At 61.6% G+C, this 16,037-nt stretch carries 16 protein-coding genes; 7 read left to right on the top strand and 9 right to left on the bottom strand.

Translation table 11 applies throughout. From position 1 onward, the window contains the following. Window positions 1-3: 3 nt before the first annotated feature. Together phnH and phnG are read right to left on the bottom strand one after the other, a co-directional pair. Window positions 4-612, bottom strand: a complete 609-nt coding sequence (gene phnH, locus ASD03_RS35670; RefSeq protein ID WP_057218877.1) for a phosphonate C-P lyase system protein PhnH — start codon at window positions 610-612, stop codon at window positions 4-6. Further along, window positions 612-1,079 carry a phosphonate C-P lyase system protein PhnG gene (phnG, locus tag ASD03_RS35665; RefSeq protein WP_057218875.1) on the bottom strand — a complete coding sequence of 156 codons (468 nt, stop codon included), beginning with the start codon at window positions 1,077-1,079 and terminating at the stop codon, window positions 612-614. The genes phnH and phnG overlap by 1 nt, the downstream gene beginning before the upstream one ends. 106 nt (window positions 1,080-1,185) lie before the next feature. Here phnG and phnF point away from each other — a divergent pair, with 106 nt between their 5' ends. The 5 genes from phnF (at window position 1,186) to ASD03_RS35640 (ending at window position 4,334) form a co-directional block, all read left to right on the top strand. Further along, window positions 1,186-1,917 carry a phosphonate metabolism transcriptional regulator PhnF gene (gene phnF / locus ASD03_RS35660; protein WP_057218873.1) on the top strand — a complete coding sequence of 244 codons (732 nt, stop codon included), beginning with the start codon at window positions 1,186-1,188 and terminating at the stop codon, window positions 1,915-1,917. A gap of 102 nt (window positions 1,918-2,019) precedes the next feature. Beyond that, window positions 2,020-2,472 carry a hypothetical protein gene (locus ASD03_RS35655; protein WP_057218871.1) on the top strand — a complete coding sequence of 151 codons (453 nt, stop codon included), beginning with the start codon at window positions 2,020-2,022 and terminating at the stop codon, window positions 2,470-2,472. A 119-nt stretch (window positions 2,473-2,591) separates the two neighbouring features. After that, window positions 2,592-3,191 carry a hypothetical protein gene (locus tag ASD03_RS35650; RefSeq protein WP_057218869.1) on the top strand — a complete coding sequence of 200 codons (600 nt, stop codon included), beginning with the start codon at window positions 2,592-2,594 and terminating at the stop codon, window positions 3,189-3,191. Next, complete coding sequence (locus ASD03_RS35645) at window positions 3,188-3,781, top strand: hypothetical protein (protein ID WP_057218868.1); 594 nt, start codon at window positions 3,188-3,190, stop codon at window positions 3,779-3,781. Before ASD03_RS35650 ends, ASD03_RS35645 begins: the two co-directional genes overlap by 4 nt. A gap of 13 nt (window positions 3,782-3,794) precedes the next feature. Further along, window positions 3,795-4,334: a hypothetical protein gene (locus tag ASD03_RS35640; protein ID WP_057218866.1), complete on the top strand. Its 540-nt coding sequence runs from the start codon at window positions 3,795-3,797 to the stop codon at window positions 4,332-4,334. A gap of 197 nt (window positions 4,335-4,531) precedes the next feature. On the opposite strand, the gene ASD03_RS35635 is transcribed toward ASD03_RS35640, so the two are convergent. Next, entirely contained in the window at window positions 4,532-5,821 is a 1,290-nt protein-coding gene (locus tag ASD03_RS35635) for a hypothetical protein (RefSeq protein ID WP_057218864.1), read from the bottom strand. Between the two features lie 247 nt (window positions 5,822-6,068). Here ASD03_RS35635 and ASD03_RS35630 point away from each other — a divergent pair, with 247 nt between their 5' ends. Together ASD03_RS35630 and ASD03_RS35625 are read left to right on the top strand one after the other, a co-directional pair. Next, a complete protein-coding gene (locus ASD03_RS35630; protein WP_057218862.1) occupies window positions 6,069-7,463 on the top strand; it encodes a selenium-binding family protein in 1,395 nt (464 codons plus the stop codon). 33 nt (window positions 7,464-7,496) lie between these two features. Continuing rightward, window positions 7,497-8,129 carry a hypothetical protein gene (locus tag ASD03_RS35625; RefSeq protein WP_057218861.1) on the top strand — a complete coding sequence of 211 codons (633 nt, stop codon included), beginning with the start codon at window positions 7,497-7,499 and terminating at the stop codon, window positions 8,127-8,129. 45 nt (window positions 8,130-8,174) lie between these two features. Here ASD03_RS35625 and ASD03_RS35620 read toward each other — a convergent pair whose 3' ends face one another. The 6 genes from ASD03_RS35620 to ASD03_RS35595 all read right to left on the bottom strand — a co-directional run bounded on the left by ASD03_RS35620 (window position 8,175) and on the right by ASD03_RS35595 (window position 15,901). Continuing rightward, window positions 8,175-8,903, bottom strand: a complete 729-nt coding sequence (locus ASD03_RS35620; protein WP_057218858.1) for a glutathione S-transferase family protein — start codon at window positions 8,901-8,903, stop codon at window positions 8,175-8,177. A gap of 28 nt (window positions 8,904-8,931) precedes the next feature. Further along, complete coding sequence (locus ASD03_RS35615) at window positions 8,932-9,513, bottom strand: VOC family protein (protein WP_057204634.1); 582 nt, start codon at window positions 9,511-9,513, stop codon at window positions 8,932-8,934. Between the two features lie 208 nt (window positions 9,514-9,721). Then, the gene (gene scpA, locus ASD03_RS35610; RefSeq protein WP_057218854.1) at window positions 9,722-11,860 is read right to left on the bottom strand and encodes a methylmalonyl-CoA mutase; all 2,139 of its coding nucleotides are present in this window, start codon (window positions 11,858-11,860) and stop codon (window positions 9,722-9,724) included. 172 nt (window positions 11,861-12,032) lie between these two features. After that, window positions 12,033-14,045, bottom strand: coding sequence for an acetyl/propionyl/methylcrotonyl-CoA carboxylase subunit alpha (locus tag ASD03_RS35605; protein ID WP_156408142.1), 2,013 nt, complete (start codon window positions 14,043-14,045; stop codon window positions 12,033-12,035). A gap of 21 nt (window positions 14,046-14,066) precedes the next feature. Beyond that, entirely contained in the window at window positions 14,067-14,357 is a 291-nt protein-coding gene (locus ASD03_RS35600; RefSeq protein WP_025429057.1) for a hypothetical protein, read from the bottom strand. Between the two features lie 11 nt (window positions 14,358-14,368). Continuing rightward, entirely contained in the window at window positions 14,369-15,901 is a 1,533-nt protein-coding gene (locus tag ASD03_RS35595) for an acyl-CoA carboxylase subunit beta (RefSeq protein WP_025429056.1), read from the bottom strand. Window positions 15,902-16,037 lie beyond the last annotated feature (136 nt).

The raw sequence follows: 16,037 nt of genomic DNA, 5'->3' as shown, positions 1-16,037 counted from the left end.
GGGTTATGCCTCCTGTCGCGAAAGTCTTGAAGTGCGTGGCAGGCAGAGAACGCTGTCGCCTGCCGTCAGCACGAGGTCGATGCCGCGCGGGAAAATTGCGCGGTTGGCGCTCCAGAAGTCGAGGAAGACTTCAGGCAGGCCACGCACCGCAATGGTGACATCGTCCTTGATACCCGGTCCGCGGCCGGTCAGCGGTTCGCCGCCGGTCAGCGCTTCGATCTCGATGACGAGCGTCGTCGAGCGATCCGGATATTCCTGCGTGCCGAGCGAAAACTGGTCGAAGCCCGGAACCGGCGCGCCCCTCTCGACAAAGGCAAAGCGGGCATCGGTTTTGGTGTCCGTCACCGGTGCGCCAGTGTGGAACGCGATCCACTGCGGTACCGCAGATTTGCCAAGGGCGGGCGTGAGCCAGACGGCGGTGTCGTGATCGCACAGCGTCAGGGCCACGGCTCCGGCAGCCGCGCCCATTGGCGCTGGCGGCACGCTCGACGCCTCCAGACGGATGATCTGCCCCGGGCGGGCAAAGCCGTCCATCAGGCTCTTGAATACGGATTGGGCCGAAAAGACCGGGTCGGCGAAGGCGCCGGCATAGATTTGCGATTGGCTGACCATCAGTCGTCTCCGCGAACCATGGTGAAAAAGTCGACGCGTGTCGCGGCGGTTTCCTCTGCGGTGCGGCGATCTTCCGTCTCGATGCGCGAAGCAATTACGCGGTAGAGCGCCTCGACGGCCGGGCGGTCGGCTTCACGCTGGAAGAGCGCATCGAAGATTGCAGCAAGGCGGGCGCGCTGCTTGTCGGTGCCCAGCAACTGGCCATGGCCGATTTCGCCGGTCGAAAGTCGGATCGTCGCGCGCGACACGGTCGCCTCGCCCAGATTGAAGGCATCGCCGCCGCCGCCGATGCGGCCGCGAACCATGACCAAGCCCGTTTCCGGTCCGCGCACGGGCGACACATCAGGCTTGTCGGCAAGTGCCTCCCAGGCGGCCATGAGTCCTTCCGAAGAAGCGCGGGCCAGCAGCCGCATGCCTTCCTTGCGCGCCATGTCCGGCGGACTTTCCTGTTTCAGCTTCGCATCCATCATTTTCACCTCAAATGTCTATTGATCTAGACAAGTGCACATCTTATACTTTTCCTTAGCGTCCGCAAATGACAGGCTTGTGACATGGCAATTCGAAAAGTGGGCAATGCGAAAAGTGGTTGAACGGCAGACAGGCGTCGCGCTCTGGCGGCAGATCGCAGACCGGATCCGGCTGGCGATCAGCAATGGTGACTACGACGCTGTCGGCATGGTGCCGCCCGAAACGGTGCTTGCGGGCGAGTTTGGCGTCAACAGGCACACCGTCAGGAGTGCACTGGCAGCCCTTGCCGAGGAAGGGTTGGTTCGTGCCGTCCAGGGCCGCGGTACGATGATCGAGCGCAAGGAGAGGGTGAGCTATCCAATCTCGCGTCGCACCCGCTTCTCGCAGGGTCTCGGCCGGCAGGTGAAGGAGATCGGCACCCGCCTGCTCGGCCATGCCGAACTGAAGGCATTTGGCGACATCGCCTCGGCACTGGGTATCGCGCCGGGTGAACCGGTGATCGAATTGCGCACCGTCAGCAGCGGCGATGGCCGTCCGCTCTCCGTTTCGTCAAGTTACTATCCCGCCGCCCGGTTTCCCCGCATGGCGGAAGAGTTCGAGCAACGGCATTCCGTAACCAAGGCGTTTGCCGCCCACGGCCTTGACGACTACGTGCGCGTTTCGACCGAGATCGTCGCCCGCCATGCCGACAGCGACGAACTCTCGATGCTGAAACTCTCGGCTGGTGCGATCGTGCTGGAGGCGCAGTCGGTCAATGCGGACCTCGACGGCAAGCCCGTGGAGTATTCCCGTAGCTGTTTTGCCGCCGACCGAATGAAACTGCGGATCGAAACGTAATCTACCGGGTTGCGTTAATTCGTTTTTGCCTGCAAAAGTTGATCTTCGTGCCCGAGTCAACCAATAGGAAATGTCTGAACGGATTGGTGGAGACGAGCTTCGGTGAGCGGACCTGTAGGCTTACTGGTTTTGATCGGTACTTTGCTGCTAGCGGCGCAATCCGTGCGGGCGGACGATAGCGGAATTTCTGGGCTCTGGCGCGAAGTAGGCGCGACGCTCATACGCTGCCAAGGCTGCCTCAGCGTTGTTCGGCACGGCACTGTCCTTACCGTTGTCAGCGAAGCGGGCTGGTCGGCAGTTGTGACTGCCAACAGTTATCGCCCGACATCCTACGCCAGCGGAACTGGGCGATGGCGGCCTAACATCGGCGCCAAACAGGCGGATGAACCGTTTGAGGTGCATCTCTCCCTCGCAGACAGTCGGCTGGTCGTCGTCCTGATGAAGGAGAGCGACCACGGTGCGTCCCCCCATGTCAAGGTCAACTACGAGAGGCGGCTGCCCGCCTTAGACAAGAGTTTTGGAAAGGTCCGCAAGATCAAGATAAGTGAAGAATGATCTCGGTTTTGCCCCCCGGAGTGGTTGGCGGGCGGTCGAAAAGGCTCCGCACTTTGATTTCTCGGCCGAGCCATACTATCTTGCGGTTGCAGGAGCGATCAAATCTGGGCGGAGGTGCAATGTCGATCGCGCGACGGTCGAAATTGAAGCGGCGTCTTCTGGCGATGCTCGTGACGGGCATCGGGGGCATGGCGGCTGCGGCCGTCTCCTTCGCAACCGCAGTCTATGAGGCGGCCAATCCCGCTCCCGTTGAGCTTGCCAGGAAGGGCGAGCCAATCGACACAGGACGTTGGGTTATCACGATAAACAATGCCTCGATGGCGGAAGTCCCCCCTACGGGAATCAAGCCTGTCGACCCCAAGCGGTTCCTGACGGTTGACCTCGAACTCGACAATCGCTCGGCCGCGACAAGCAATGCGTTCATGGAGCTCGTCTCGATCGAGACGCCAACCCCGACCACACTTCCCGAGCCGGTCTACTACCTCGCCCGTGACAAATGGATCGCGAGCGATATCAACCCTGGCATGCCGGAGAAGATCATCGCTGTTTGGGATTGGCCGGAGGATTTGCCGAACCCAAAGGCGCTGCGCCTTTCGGTCGCCAAGCAGATCTACAAGCCGCGCGACAATCTCTATGGCGCGCCCGGATGGTTTGATGACGGCAAGGCCGCTATCGTCGAACTGGCCGTAAGCGGGCAACCGGACGAGGCAGTGCAATGATCGTCGGGTTGCGCACAATCCTGTTGCTCGGGCTGGGCGCTCTCGTGCTCTACGCGATGCAGCACAACACGCCGGGCTATGGCGATATCACGTCGCCGATTGCGATCCGCGGCAAAGCGGGTGAGCGGGTGGAAAGCCATGCCTTTGCCTATGGTGCCGCGAACGTGCATCTGGCGCGGGCGATCAAGACCGAGAGCTTCGGGCGGGTGCGCGATTATTCAAGCTCGGGCGTCTGGTTGATCATCGAAGGTGCAGCGGTTGCCAAAAAAGAGAGCCTGACGTTGCTGTCGGCGAAATGGTTGTCGCCAAGCGGCATCCGCTATGCCCTTAGTCAACGCTTCTCGGCCATGCGCGGCTATCTGCCGACCGAGCAACTGGAGCCGGGCTTGCCCAAGCCGGTGCTCGTGGCGTTCGAGTTGCCCGAGACGGCGATCAGCGGCGGTCGTCTGCTCATCGCGCGCTCTGGCCTGACCCCTCTCGGCGAGGAGCTTTGGATCGAGTTCGACCAGAAGGCCCCGCTGGAAATCAAACCATCGATAACGCTTGCGCGCGGCAGCGGCAGCATGCCGTGGACGCTGGCTGCAAAATGAAGAGAGGCAGTTCATGAGCGAAAGACGCCTGTTCTGGACCTACCTCGTGGCACTCGTCGCCGTGCTGCCGTTGGCGATCGTCGTCCACGCCTGGGACAGTATGCGTGAGATGCCTTTGTTTTCCGGTAAGCGCGACATCATCGTCGAAAGTGGTGTGCTCCAGCCCTATGCGGGCGGGCAATGGAAGCTTGCGGACCTGAAACGGCTGCCCGGTCCATCTGATGACGCGCGCGTTGTTCTGGCGGAATTCGAAAGCGAACCGAAAGAACTGGCAAAGCTGGCCCAGAGTGTGTGCCGCGTCCGGCTGGTGGATGCGGAGGGGCGGCGCTTCGAGCCCTTGATGCTGACGGAACCAATCGTGCGCGAGATGTATCCCGAGGTGGCGGATCGCCCGCGCTGTTCGAGCTTCGCTTTTGCAAATGCCGGAAACGGCGCCACAGTCAGAATGGCGGAAAGTTTTATGGTGCCGGCCAAAGCAAGCGATCTTTCGCTCGTGGTCGAGGTTTTGGGAGCAGACGACGGCGCGCTCGTATTCAAGTGGAAGCGTAGTTAGTGGATAGAATCTGACGCCTGGTATCCGGGATGACGTGATCAGGTTGACCTACGTTCCCGTCTAATCACGCAACTCGCCCAACGGGTTCGCGTCGACGCGTCAGGCCCGCGTTGGGTCGAACTTCCCCTTTGGTCGCTAGCCGAAGATCGGACGTCAGGTGCGACGATAGGATTGCACGCCTGCAGCAATCCAAAGTGCTACAGCGACCTTTGCGCGTCCAAAAAGACGCGCGGCGCTGTAGGGGCCGCCGCAGGTCTTGCCCGCGAAATGGCTCGTTCGAGCATGGCTGCCAGCAGCGAGATGCGCATGGCATCGAGCAAAATGCCGCCGTCGAGATCGCTGGGACTGCCGATGAAGACGACCAGGATGCTGAATACAAACTCCCAGGTCGCGAACTCTTCGACGCCGAGCAGGCGCGTTGTTGCAAACCAAAGCCAGGCCCCAAGCCAACCGATCAGGCGATAGGCGACGATGAAGGTGAGCAAGGTTGCAAGCCCTGCGCCGAGTGTCAGCTTCAGGCAGGTCCAGACCGGCCCATAACGCGAGCGATAGTCGCTGACGAAGTGTTCGAGAAAATCGATGAGCCATTTGCGCCAGCTCCGTGCGCTGGTCCGTGCCGGCATGGTGCGGGGACCGGCCGCGGAAAGTTCATAGCCGTTGATGATTGCGGCCATCACCAGCCAGACCATCGGCAAGAGGGCGTAGAAGAACAGGCTCTGCGCCTGCGCCAGCCAGTCGGGCTTGCGAAATTCGACGGGTATGAAGTTCTCCGCGGCATAGGCAACGCCGATCAGTTGCAAGCTGTTGCCCCAATCAAGAGTGCTCAGCAGTTTGCCGGCGCCGAGCCAGGTGATGAATTCATCCTTCCAAATCGAGAGCCCGTAAAGACCGATAAAGATCCAGCTTGCGTCGGCGGCAACGATAATCAAGCGCCAAGCTGGCGCCTCGCTCTTTTTGCTCATGCGCTTGGCGACCCAGCGCACCACCCAGCAAACAGCGATGGACAGGAGCAGGCCGCTTGAACTGAGGATGTTAAAGAATTCGGCCTTCTCGCCGAAGGCGACGTTGTCGAGCGCCAGCCGGGAATATTCACGCACCGTGTTGCCGAGGAAGCCCCACGCCGCGTAGTAGGCGAAGAAAGGCAAGATCGCTGCGGCGGTTACGGCCAGCAAGCGCCGATCGTTGCTGCCAGATTTGCCTGGCGAGACCGGCGCGCTCTTCGTCTGCCGGAGCGATTCCAGCGCGGGCAATCCCGGACGCAGGGCTAGAAACATCAGGACCACGATGATGAGCTTGGCAAGGACGACGAGCGACAGCACCACCATGCCGCCGAGCGGGTGGCGCAAACCCACCTCGACCGCGGCACGCAGCAGCAGGTCTCGCACGATATACCCTACCGCCCCGATCAGGAGCAGTTGCGGCCAAAAGCGGGCAAGCAAACGTCCCATGAGGCCAATGGGACCGAGCGCATCTGCTATCGACGTCATGACCAGAACATAAGTGCACTTTGGTCAGAGCACAACCATGGCGCCCCAAACCAAGAATCCGACAGAAGATAGGGCGACAAGCGGGGGCGGTAAGCCCCAGGCGATGATCGATGCAATGCCCGACAGGTAGCCGCGTCGCTCCTTTTGAGGAAATGAGGCAATGCGCCGCATTTCCGACGCGTTTTTGCCGCATCACCAAAGGCTGCATCAGGATCCACGCATTGGGAATTCTCCAGGGAGAATGGAAATGGCGACGTGGCGACCCGATCCTTCTTTTTATCCTTCACCACGCATGGCGGCCAAGGCTCCCAGGGAAACCTTGGCCTATGTCGCAGCCTTCGATCCTGAGCGGGCGAGGCCGGATGCAATCGCCGTGGTCGATGTCGACCCGACGTCACCGAGCTATTCGCAAATCGTTGCACAGGTCGATATGCCGAACGTTGGCGACGAGCTCCATCATTTCGGCTGGAACGCCTGCTCCTCCTGTCTTTGCCCCAATGCGCCGCACCCGCATGTCGAGCGTCGCTATCTCGTAGTCCCGGGTTTGAGATCTTCGCGGCTCCACATCATCGACACCAAGCCGGACCCGCGCAATCCGAAGATCATCCGCGTGATCGAGCCTTCCGAAATTGCCGAAAAGGCGAACTATTCGCGGTTGCACACCATCCATTGCGGCCCCGAGGGCATCTACGTCAACGCGCTCGCCGACCGCGACGGTAATGCGCCCGGCGGCATCTTCTTGCTGGATCACGAGAGTTTCGACGTGCTCGGCCAATGGGAAATGGATCGTGGACCGCAGAAGCTCGCCTATGACTTCTGGTGGCATCTCGGTCACGACACGCTGATTACCAGCGAATGGGGCACGCCGGATACCTTCGAGAACGGGCTGGTTCCGGAAGTGTTGCTCGGTTCGAAATACGGCCGCAGGCTGCACTTCTGGGATCTGCACAAGCGCAAGCACCTGCAGGAGATCGACCTCGGCGAGGAGCACCAACTCATCTTTGAACTGCGCCCGGCCCACGATCCGACCAGGGCCTACGGTTTCGTCGGCTGTGTCATCAGCATCAAGGACCTCTCGGCATCGATCTGGACCTGGTATCGCGACGGAAACCAATGGGCGGTCAAGAAGGTGATCGAGATCCCGGCAGAGCCCGCCGATCCGGATCTCCTGCCGCCCGTGCTCAAGGGCTTCGGCGCGGTCGCACCGCTCGTCACGGACATCGACCTGTCGATGGACGATCGGTTCCTCTATGTTTCCTGTTGGGGCACCGGTGACATGATCCAATATGATGTTTCCGACCCATTCGCCCCGAAGGAGACGGGCCGAGTGCGCATCGGTGGGATCGTATCACGAGCGACCCATCCGAAGGCTGCAAACGGAGCGTTGAACGGCGGGCCGCAGATGGTGGAGATCAGCCGGGACGGCAAGCGGGTCTATTTCACCAATTCGCTCTATGGCGCAATCGACCCGCAATTCTATCCCGACGGTATCGACGGGTGGATGGTCAAGCTGGATGTCAATGAGGGCGGCGGAATCGCGTTTGACGAGAATTTCTTCGTCGATTGGCCGAAAGGCCATCGCCCGCATCAGGTTCGCCTGGAAGGCGGGGACTGCTCGTCCGATTCCTATTGTTATCCGTGAGGAGGGTGCGGGCGTGCGGCCCTACCATGGCGAATGACGACCTTCTGGCCATGGCTTTCACTTGCCGGCCTCGGCGCCTTTCACGGTCTCAATCCGGCGATGGGCTGGCTCTTCGCCGTGGCGCTGGGGCTTCACCGCCAGAGCCGGCGGACCGTCTGGTTGTCCCTTGTTCCCATTGCGATTGGCCATGCGATTTCCATCGCGACCGTGTTGGTGGTGGTCATCGCATTCGGCGCAGCCCTGGATCTGGACAGCTTCAGGCTTGCCGCCGCCTCGCTCATACTTGGCCTTGCCGCCTACGGCGCCGTTTACGGACACCGCCAACGCGTCAGAGTGGGAATGCGAACCGGCATGGCCGGCCTTGCGTTCTGGTCCTTCCTGATGGCAACGAGCCACGGGGCGGGGTTGATGCTGGTGCCCGCAATGCTCAGCATCTGTCTGGCCGATCGCTCCGGCGACCTCGCAATGCCAATGGCGAGCTCACTCCCGGTCGCGCTTGCCGCCCTTGCGGTGCATAGCGGCGTCATGCTCGCGGTCATCGCGGCGGTCGCGCTCGCGGTCTTCGAGTGGCTTGGCCTCGCCGCCCTGCGCTCGGCGTGGATCAACTTCGATCGCCTCTGGACGCTGGCGCTCGGCGCGACCGGCATAGCGCTTCTTGTTCAATGAACGGCCGATGCGGCCATTGCGGTTCTTCTCCCACATCCGCTTCACTCATTCTATTCGATCACGTCTATTTCCTGTCAGTTCCTCTTGCCTCTGGGCTCTCACGTAGTCGATATAGCCGCGAACATCTGCGGCGGGTTCGGAGTAGGCGTTGCCGAGCGATTTCTCGACCGCCGCCATGTAGGTCGCCGCCCAGGCCGGCAGGGAATAGTCGATTATCGCGAGGAATTCGAGCGTCGCTGCAAGCCTCATGTCGGCAATCGACGGTTTGGTGCCACCGATGAAGGGTTTCTCGCCCATATAGAACGTGTGGAAGACTTCGAGCGGTTCGGCCAGCGCCTCAGCAGCTTGCTTGCGCGCATGCTCCTTGGTGTCGGCGTCTGCATCACTATAGCCGACTTCGCCTGGATATTGTGGGAACTTGAGCACCGGATAAGTGGCGCGCGCGAGATAGGGATAGAAGGTGCCGATCAGGTAGAACATGGCGCTGTCGATCATTGCGCGCGCCTCGGGATCCTTCGGATAAAAGTCGTTGAGCCCGTGCTTGTTGCAGAGATACTGCATGATCGCGCAGCTTTCCCACAGTACGCCCTTGGGCAAATCCGCCGTTTCGATCATCGGCGTCAGGTGCGAAGGCGCCCTCGCCATATACTCGGCCGAGCGCGTAAGCCCATAAACGTCATGCTCGCTGAAATCGAGACCTGCGGCGCGAACGAACACGCGGGCCGTCAGGTTGTTGACGCTGGGCTTGATGACATTGAGTTTGATTGCAGACACGAGTGTTCCTCCCTTTTCGCGGGGGTGCTCAGTACGGATTCCTGGGCACCCGATCGGTTGACAATGAAGGCCGGGTTCGCTCGACCAGGGCCTCGATGGCATCGGCGAGATGCTCCTCGGCGATGGCGTATTCGCTGCGGGCGACGCGAATCCGGTGCGCTTCCATCAGCACCTCGGCATGAGTGTGGCCGGCCGGCGGTTCGAACCGATAGGACGCAAGCTCGATCAACAGGCCAAGTGGGTCCTCGAAATAGATCGAATCCATAAAGCCGCGATCCTTGACGCCGCTATGGCGGATCTCCCGCTCGTTGAGACGGTCGACCGCTTGCTGGAACGTCGCGCGCGAGACGGCGAAAGCGATGTGATGCACGCAGCCGATATCCGTCGATGTCCGATCGGGATCGGGCTTGCGGGCCTCGTCGGTGAAGACGGTGATCAGGCGGCCATCGCCCGGATCGAAATAAAGATGGCTTTCCGCCGCCCTGTCGAGGTTCGGTTGCTCGAAGATGAAGGGCATGCCGAGCACGCCCTCCCAGAAGTCGATCGACGTCTGGCGGTTCGCGCCGACGAGCGTGATGTGATGGACCCCTTGCGATTGAAGTTTGCGCATTGCCGTCCTCCCGCAGATTGAACCCCGGCGGAAAAACGGTCCTTGGACAATTGTGCGCGCCGCTCGGGTTCCAGACAGCAATGTTACACCCGTTTCGACTTCGGCTCTTGCTTGTCGAACACCGGAGCGGACTGGATGGACTGCTATTGTGCGCAGTCGCGCCCGTCCTTTGAAGAAGGCACCGGTGGAATCCCGGTGCAGTCAGGCTTCAAATGTTTCGACGCTTGCCTTCGATCAGGTCGAGCACCGCGCGGGCGGCATCAAGGACGTTCGTGCCGGGGCCGAAGACGGCGGACACGCCGTTATCCATCAGATACTCGTAATCCTGCCGCGGGATGACGCCGCCGCAGATGACGATGATATCCTCGCCGCCGCGCTTTTTCAGCGCATCGGCAAGCTGCGGCATCAGGGTCTTGTGGCCGGCGGCAAGCGATGACACACCGATGACGTTGACCTTGCTGGCAAGCGCCATGTCGGCCGCCTCTTCGGGGGTCTGGAACAGCGGGCCTGCCAGAACGTCAAAGCCGATATCGCCAAAGGCCGAAGCGATCACCTTGGCCCCCCGGTCGTGGCCATCCTGGCCGAGCTTTGCCACCATGATCTTCGGCTTGCGGCCGAGCTTGTCCGAGACCTCGCCCAGCCGTTCGGTGAGCACAGCCAGTTCGGGCTCGCCCTCATAGGCCTTGCCATAGATCTTGCTGACCACCTTGGGTGTTGCTGCATGGTCGCCGAAGGCCGCGCGCATCGCGTCGGAGATCTCGCCGACGGTTGCCCGGGCACGGGCCGCCTCGACCGCGGCGGCCAACAGATTGCCGTCGCCGGTGCGGGCAAATTCGGTAATAGTGGCCAGTGCCTTTGCCACGTCCTGCGAATTGCGCCGACGCTTGGTTTCCTCGATCCGGCGGATCTGGGCGGCACGCACGGCGGTATTGTCGATCTCCAGGATGTCGATCGGCTCTTCGTTGTCGAGACGGTATTTGTTGACGCCGACGATCACTTCTTCGCCCTTGTCGACCGCCGCCTGCCGGCGGGTGGCCGCCTCTTCAATCAGCCGTTTCGGCAGTCCGGCATTGACCGCCTCGGTCATGCCGCCCATCGCCTCGATCTCTTCGATCAGCGCCCAGGCTTTTTCCGCCAGCTCGTTGGTGAGGCTCTCGACGTAATAGGAGCCCGCCAGCGGATCGACGACCTTGGTGACGCCCGTCTCATGTTGCAGGATCAGCTGGGTATTGCGGGCAATGCGCGCCGAAAACTCGGTTGGCAGCGCAATCGCCTCATCGAAGGAATTGGTGTGCAGCGACTGGGTGCCGCCAAGGGCTGCCGACATCGCCTCGAAGGCGGTGCGGATGATGTTGTTATAGGGATCCTGCTCCTGCAGCGAGACGCCCGATGTCTGGCAATGGGTGCGCAGCATCAGTGACGACGGCTTCTTCGGCTCGAACTCCGTCATGATCCGCGTCCACAGCAGCCGCGCTGCGCGAAGCTTGGCGGCCTCCATGAAGAAGTTCATGCCGATGGCGAAGAAGAAGGAGAGGCGACCGGCGAACTCGTCGACGTTCAGGCCCTTGGCAAGGGCGGCGCGTACGTATTCGCGGCCATCGGCAAGCGTGAAGGCGAGCTCCTGCACCAGCGTCGCGCCGGCCTCCTGCATGTGATAGCCCGAGATCGAGATCGAGTTGAACTTCGGCATCTCCTTTGCCGTATACTCGATGATATCGGCAACGATGCGCATCGAGGGTTCCGGAGGGTAGATATAGGTGTTGCGGACCATGAACTCCTTGAGGATGTCGTTCTGGATGGTCCCCGACAGCTTGTCGCGTGAAACGCCCTGTTCCTCGCCGGCGACGATGAAGGAGGCGAGGATCGGGATGACAGCACCGTTCATGGTCATCGACACCGACATTTCCTCCAGCGGAATGCCGTCGAACAGGATCTTCATGTCCTCGACGCTGTCGATCGCCACGCCCGCCTTGCCGACATCGCCCTCGACGCGCGGGTGATCGCTGTCGTAACCGCGGTGGGTGGCAAGGTCGAAGGCGACCGAAAGGCCCTTCTGACCGGCAGCGAGGTTCTTGCGGTAAAAGGCGTTCGAGGCTTCTGCCGTCGAGAACCCGGCATATTGCCGGATCGTCCAGGGCCGACCGGCATACATCGTCGCGCGCGGGCCGCGCAGGAATGGCGCGAAGCCGGGCAATGAGCCGAGATGGCCGATGCCATCGAGATCGTCAGCGGTATAGAGCGGCTTGACCGCGATGCCTTCCGGCGTCTGCCAGGTAAGATTTTCCGGCGCCGTCTTGAGTTCGCGCTCGGCGAGGTTTTCCCAATCTTTCACGGTCTTATCGCTCATCGGTAACTCCTTGGCCCAAAGGGCACCTTTCGGACCTCATCCCTGTGCCTGTCACAGGGATCCAGTCACGCGATGTCTCTCGCGTGAAGAAATGATCTCGTGCACCGCGCACGCGGCGCTGCTGGATTCCTGCGACAAGCACAGGAATGAGGGCTTGATTGCTTGGCGCTCATCATTCGAATTCCATGATCAATTCGTCGACCGCGAGGCTTGCGCCGGCGATAACGGCCACGCGCTTGACGGTCGCGCGCTTCTCGGCGCGCAGGATGTTCTCCATCTTCATCGCCTCGACAATTGCCAGCGACTGGCCCGCTTCCACCGTGTCGCCGGCCTTGACCGAGACCGAGGTGATGACGCCGGGCATCGGGCAGAGCAGCATCCTGGAGGTGTCCGGCGGCAGCTTCTTCGGCATGAGTTTGGCAAGCTCGGCGACGCGCGGGCTCCTGACCCGGGCAATCACGTCGATGCCGCGCCAGCGCAGCCTGATCGCCGTGCCCGTCAGTTCCACCTTTACGCTCATCGGCTGATTGTCGATGTTGAAGGTGGCGAGCGTGCGGCCCGGCGTCCAGTCGCCGGCGATCGAGGCGGACGTGCCGTCTTCGAAGCGGACATAGGCGCCATCGGCCGAAGCGCCTGAAGTCAACGCAAAGTCCATGTCGGCAAGATTGACCACCCAAGCGTAGCCGACGATGCGACGATGATTGCCGATGGTGCCGGAAATCTGGCTGGCGCGTTCCTGCAGAACCTGGTTGATCGAGACGGCGATCGCCGCCAGCTTGCGCGCCGACGCTTCATCCGGCGTCACGCGATGGAAACCGTCGGCAAACTCCTCGGCTATATAGGCGGTCGTCAGGCGGCCGTCGCGAAAGCGCTGCTGCTGCATCACGGCGGACAGGAACGGCAAGTTGTGACCGATGCCTTCGACCTCGAACTGGTCGAGCGCCTCCGCCATGGCCTCGACAGCCGTCAGGCGGTCCGGTCCCCAGGTGCAGAGCTTGGCGATCATCGGGTCATAATACATCGAGATCTCGCCGCCCTCGAAGACACCGGTGTCGTTGCGGATCACTGTGCCGTCGTCGTTTGCACCTTCCACAGGCGGGCGATAGCGCGTCAGCCGGCCGATCGAAGGCAGGAAATTGCGGTAGGGGTCTTCGGCGTAGAGCCGACTCTCAACCGCCCAACCGTTGAGCTTCACGTCCGCCTGACCGAAGGCAAGCTTTTCGCCGGCCGCAACGCGGATCATCTGCTCGACAAGATCAAGGCCGGTCACGAGTTCGGTGACTGGGTGTTCCACCTGCAGGCGGGTGTTCATCTCGAGGAAATAAAAGTTGCGATTGCCATCGACGATGAACTCGACGGTGCCGGCCGAATGGTAGCCAACGGCCTTTGACAGCGCCACGGCCTGTTCGCCCATGGCCTTGCGGGTGGCGGCATCCAGGAACGGCGAGGGGGCTTCCTCGATGACCTTCTGGTTGCGGCGCTGGATCGAGCATTCGCGCTCGCCGAGATAGAGCGTGTTGCCGTGCTTGTCACCGAGCACCTGGATTTCGATATGGCGCGGTTCGGTGACGAATTTTTCGATGAAAATCCGGTCGTCGCCGAACGAGTTCTTCGCCTCGTTCTTCGAGGACTGGAAGCCTTCGCGTGCTTCCTGGTCGTTCCAGGCGATGCGCATGCCCTTGCCGCCGCCGCCGGCCGACGCCTTGATCATCACGGGATAGCCGATCGATCCGGAGATCTTCACGGCCTCATCGGCATCCGCAATCAAGCCCATGTGACCGGGAACGGTGGAGACGCCGGCTTCGGCCGCAAGCTTCTTCGAGGTGATCTTGTCGCCCATCGCCCGGATTGCGCCAACCGGCGGGCCGATGAAGGCAACGCCTTCCTTTTCGAGCGCTTCGGCGAAGGCGGCATTTTCCGACAGGAAGCCGTAGCCGGGATGAACCGCATCGGCGCCGGTCTTGCGGATAGCATCGATAATCTTGTCGATGACGATATAGGACTGCGCCGAGGGCGAGGGGCCGATATGCACGGCCTCATCCGCCATGCGCACATGCATGGCATCGCGATCGGCGTCGGAATAGACGGCGACGGTGGCGATGCCGAGTTTCTTCGCGGTTCTGATGACGCGGCAGGCGATTTCGCCACGGTTGGCGATGAGGATCTTCTTGAACATGCGTTTCACTTTCAAATCCTTGGTGTCGCGTCAGCGTTTGAATTTGCGCCGATAGGGCAGGAGCGCGATCGACGATGCCGCAACGGCGCCGCCGAAGAGCAGCGCAAACGGCACGACAACCATGGCCGTGGCGAGGATGGGGCTGGTGGAGCGGGCGATATGGGTGCCGACCGCGCCGATGTTGAGCCAGATCAGCACGCCAGCGACGGTCGCGCCGGTCGCAAGGCCATAGAGCGCGTTGACGGCCAGGTAGCGCAGCATCTCGCGATGGTCGCGGCGGGCCTCTTCCGGTGTCATGATGCGTTCGCGTTCCGGCTCCATGATTGCCTCCATCATAACGGGATCGTGTCATGCTTGCGCCAGCGGACATCGACCTGCTTGTTGCGAAGCGAGGCAAAGGCGCGGGCGATGCGGCGGCGCGAAGAGTGCGGCATGATCACTTCATCGATGAAACCACGTTCTGCGGCGACGAACGGATTGGCGAAGCGCTCTTCGTATTCCTTCGTACGCGCCGCGATCTTCTCGGCGTCGCCGAGTTCGGAGCGGTAGAGGATTTCGGTCGCGCCCTTGGCGCCCATCACCGCGATCTCGGCGGTCGGCCAGGCATAGTTGACGTCGGCGCCGATATGCTTGGAGGCCATGACGTCATAGGCGCCGCCATAGGCCTTGCGCGTGATCAGCGTCACCATCGGTACGGTTGCCTGACTGTAGGCGAAAAGCAGTTTGGCGCCATGCTTGATGACGCCGCCATATTCCTGGGCGGTGCCCGGCAGGAAGCCCGGCACATCGACGAGGGTCAGGATCGGGATCGAGAAGGCGTCACAGAACCGGACGAACCGGGCCGCCTTGCGCGAACTATCTATATCGAGGCAGCCGGCAAGGACCATCGGCTGGTTTGCGACGACGCCGACGGTCTGGCCTTCCATGCGGATGAAGCCGGTGATGATGTTGCGGGCGAAACTCTGCTGCAGCTCGAAGAAATCGCCCTCGTCGGCAAGCGCGAGGATGAGTTCCTTCATGTCGTAGGGCTTGGCCGCACTGTCGGGGATGAGACTGTCCAGCCTGCGTTCCAGCCGCGACGGGTCATCGTGGAATGGCCGGACCGGCGGCTTCTCGCGATTGTTGAGCGGCAGGAAGTCGAAGAGCAGGCGCACATGCTCCAGTGTCTCGATGTCGTTTTCGTAGGCCGCGTCGGCGACGGAGGACTTTTTCGTGTGCGTGCCGGCGCCGCCAAGCTCTTCGGCAGTGACGATTTCGTTGGTGACGGTCTTCACCACGTCGGGGCCGGTGACGAACATGTAGGATGAGTCACGCACCATGAAGATGAAGTCGGTCATCGCCGGCGAATAGACGGCGCCGCCGGCGCAGGGGCCCATGATCACCGAGATCTGCGGGATAACGCCCGATGCCTCGGCATTGCGGCGAAAGACCTCGGCATAACCTGCAAGTGAGGCGACGCCTTCCTGGATGCGCGCACCGCCTGAATCGTTGAGGCCGATGACCGGCGCGCCGTTCCTGACTGCCATATCCATGATCTTGCAGATCTTCTGCGCGTGGGTTTCCGACAGCGAGCCGCCGAGCACCGTGAAGTCCTGGGAGAACACATAGACCTGCCGGCCGTTGATCGTTCCCCAGCCGGTGACGACACCGTCGCCGGCGACCTTCTGGCTGTCCATGCCGAAGTCGACGCAGCGATGCGTGACGTACATGTCGTACTCTTCAAAGGAATCTTCATCGAGCAGAACCTCGATGCGCTCGCGTGCCGTCAGCTTGCCTTTGCCGTGCTGGGCGTCGATGCGCCGCTGGCCGCCGCCGGCTCTTGCCTCCGCCCGGCGAGCTTCGACCTGTTCAAGTATGGCGCGCATAATTCCCTCCCGGTTTTTCCGTGATTGTGCAGAGGCGTTTGTCGCTTCGCAATAGCCTCGAAGGATGGATGGTAAAACGCCCGTTCATGTGCAAATGTGAAATAGAGAATATTGCGAAATGTAAATTGCAAAGTTG

It is taken from the genome of Ensifer sp. Root127 (genome assembly GCF_001425225.1).
Taxonomy (GTDB): domain Bacteria; phylum Pseudomonadota; class Alphaproteobacteria; order Rhizobiales; family Rhizobiaceae; genus Ensifer; species Ensifer canadensis.
Note: the sequence above shows the minus strand (reverse complement) of the source record. Positions and strands in the feature narration are given on the sequence as shown.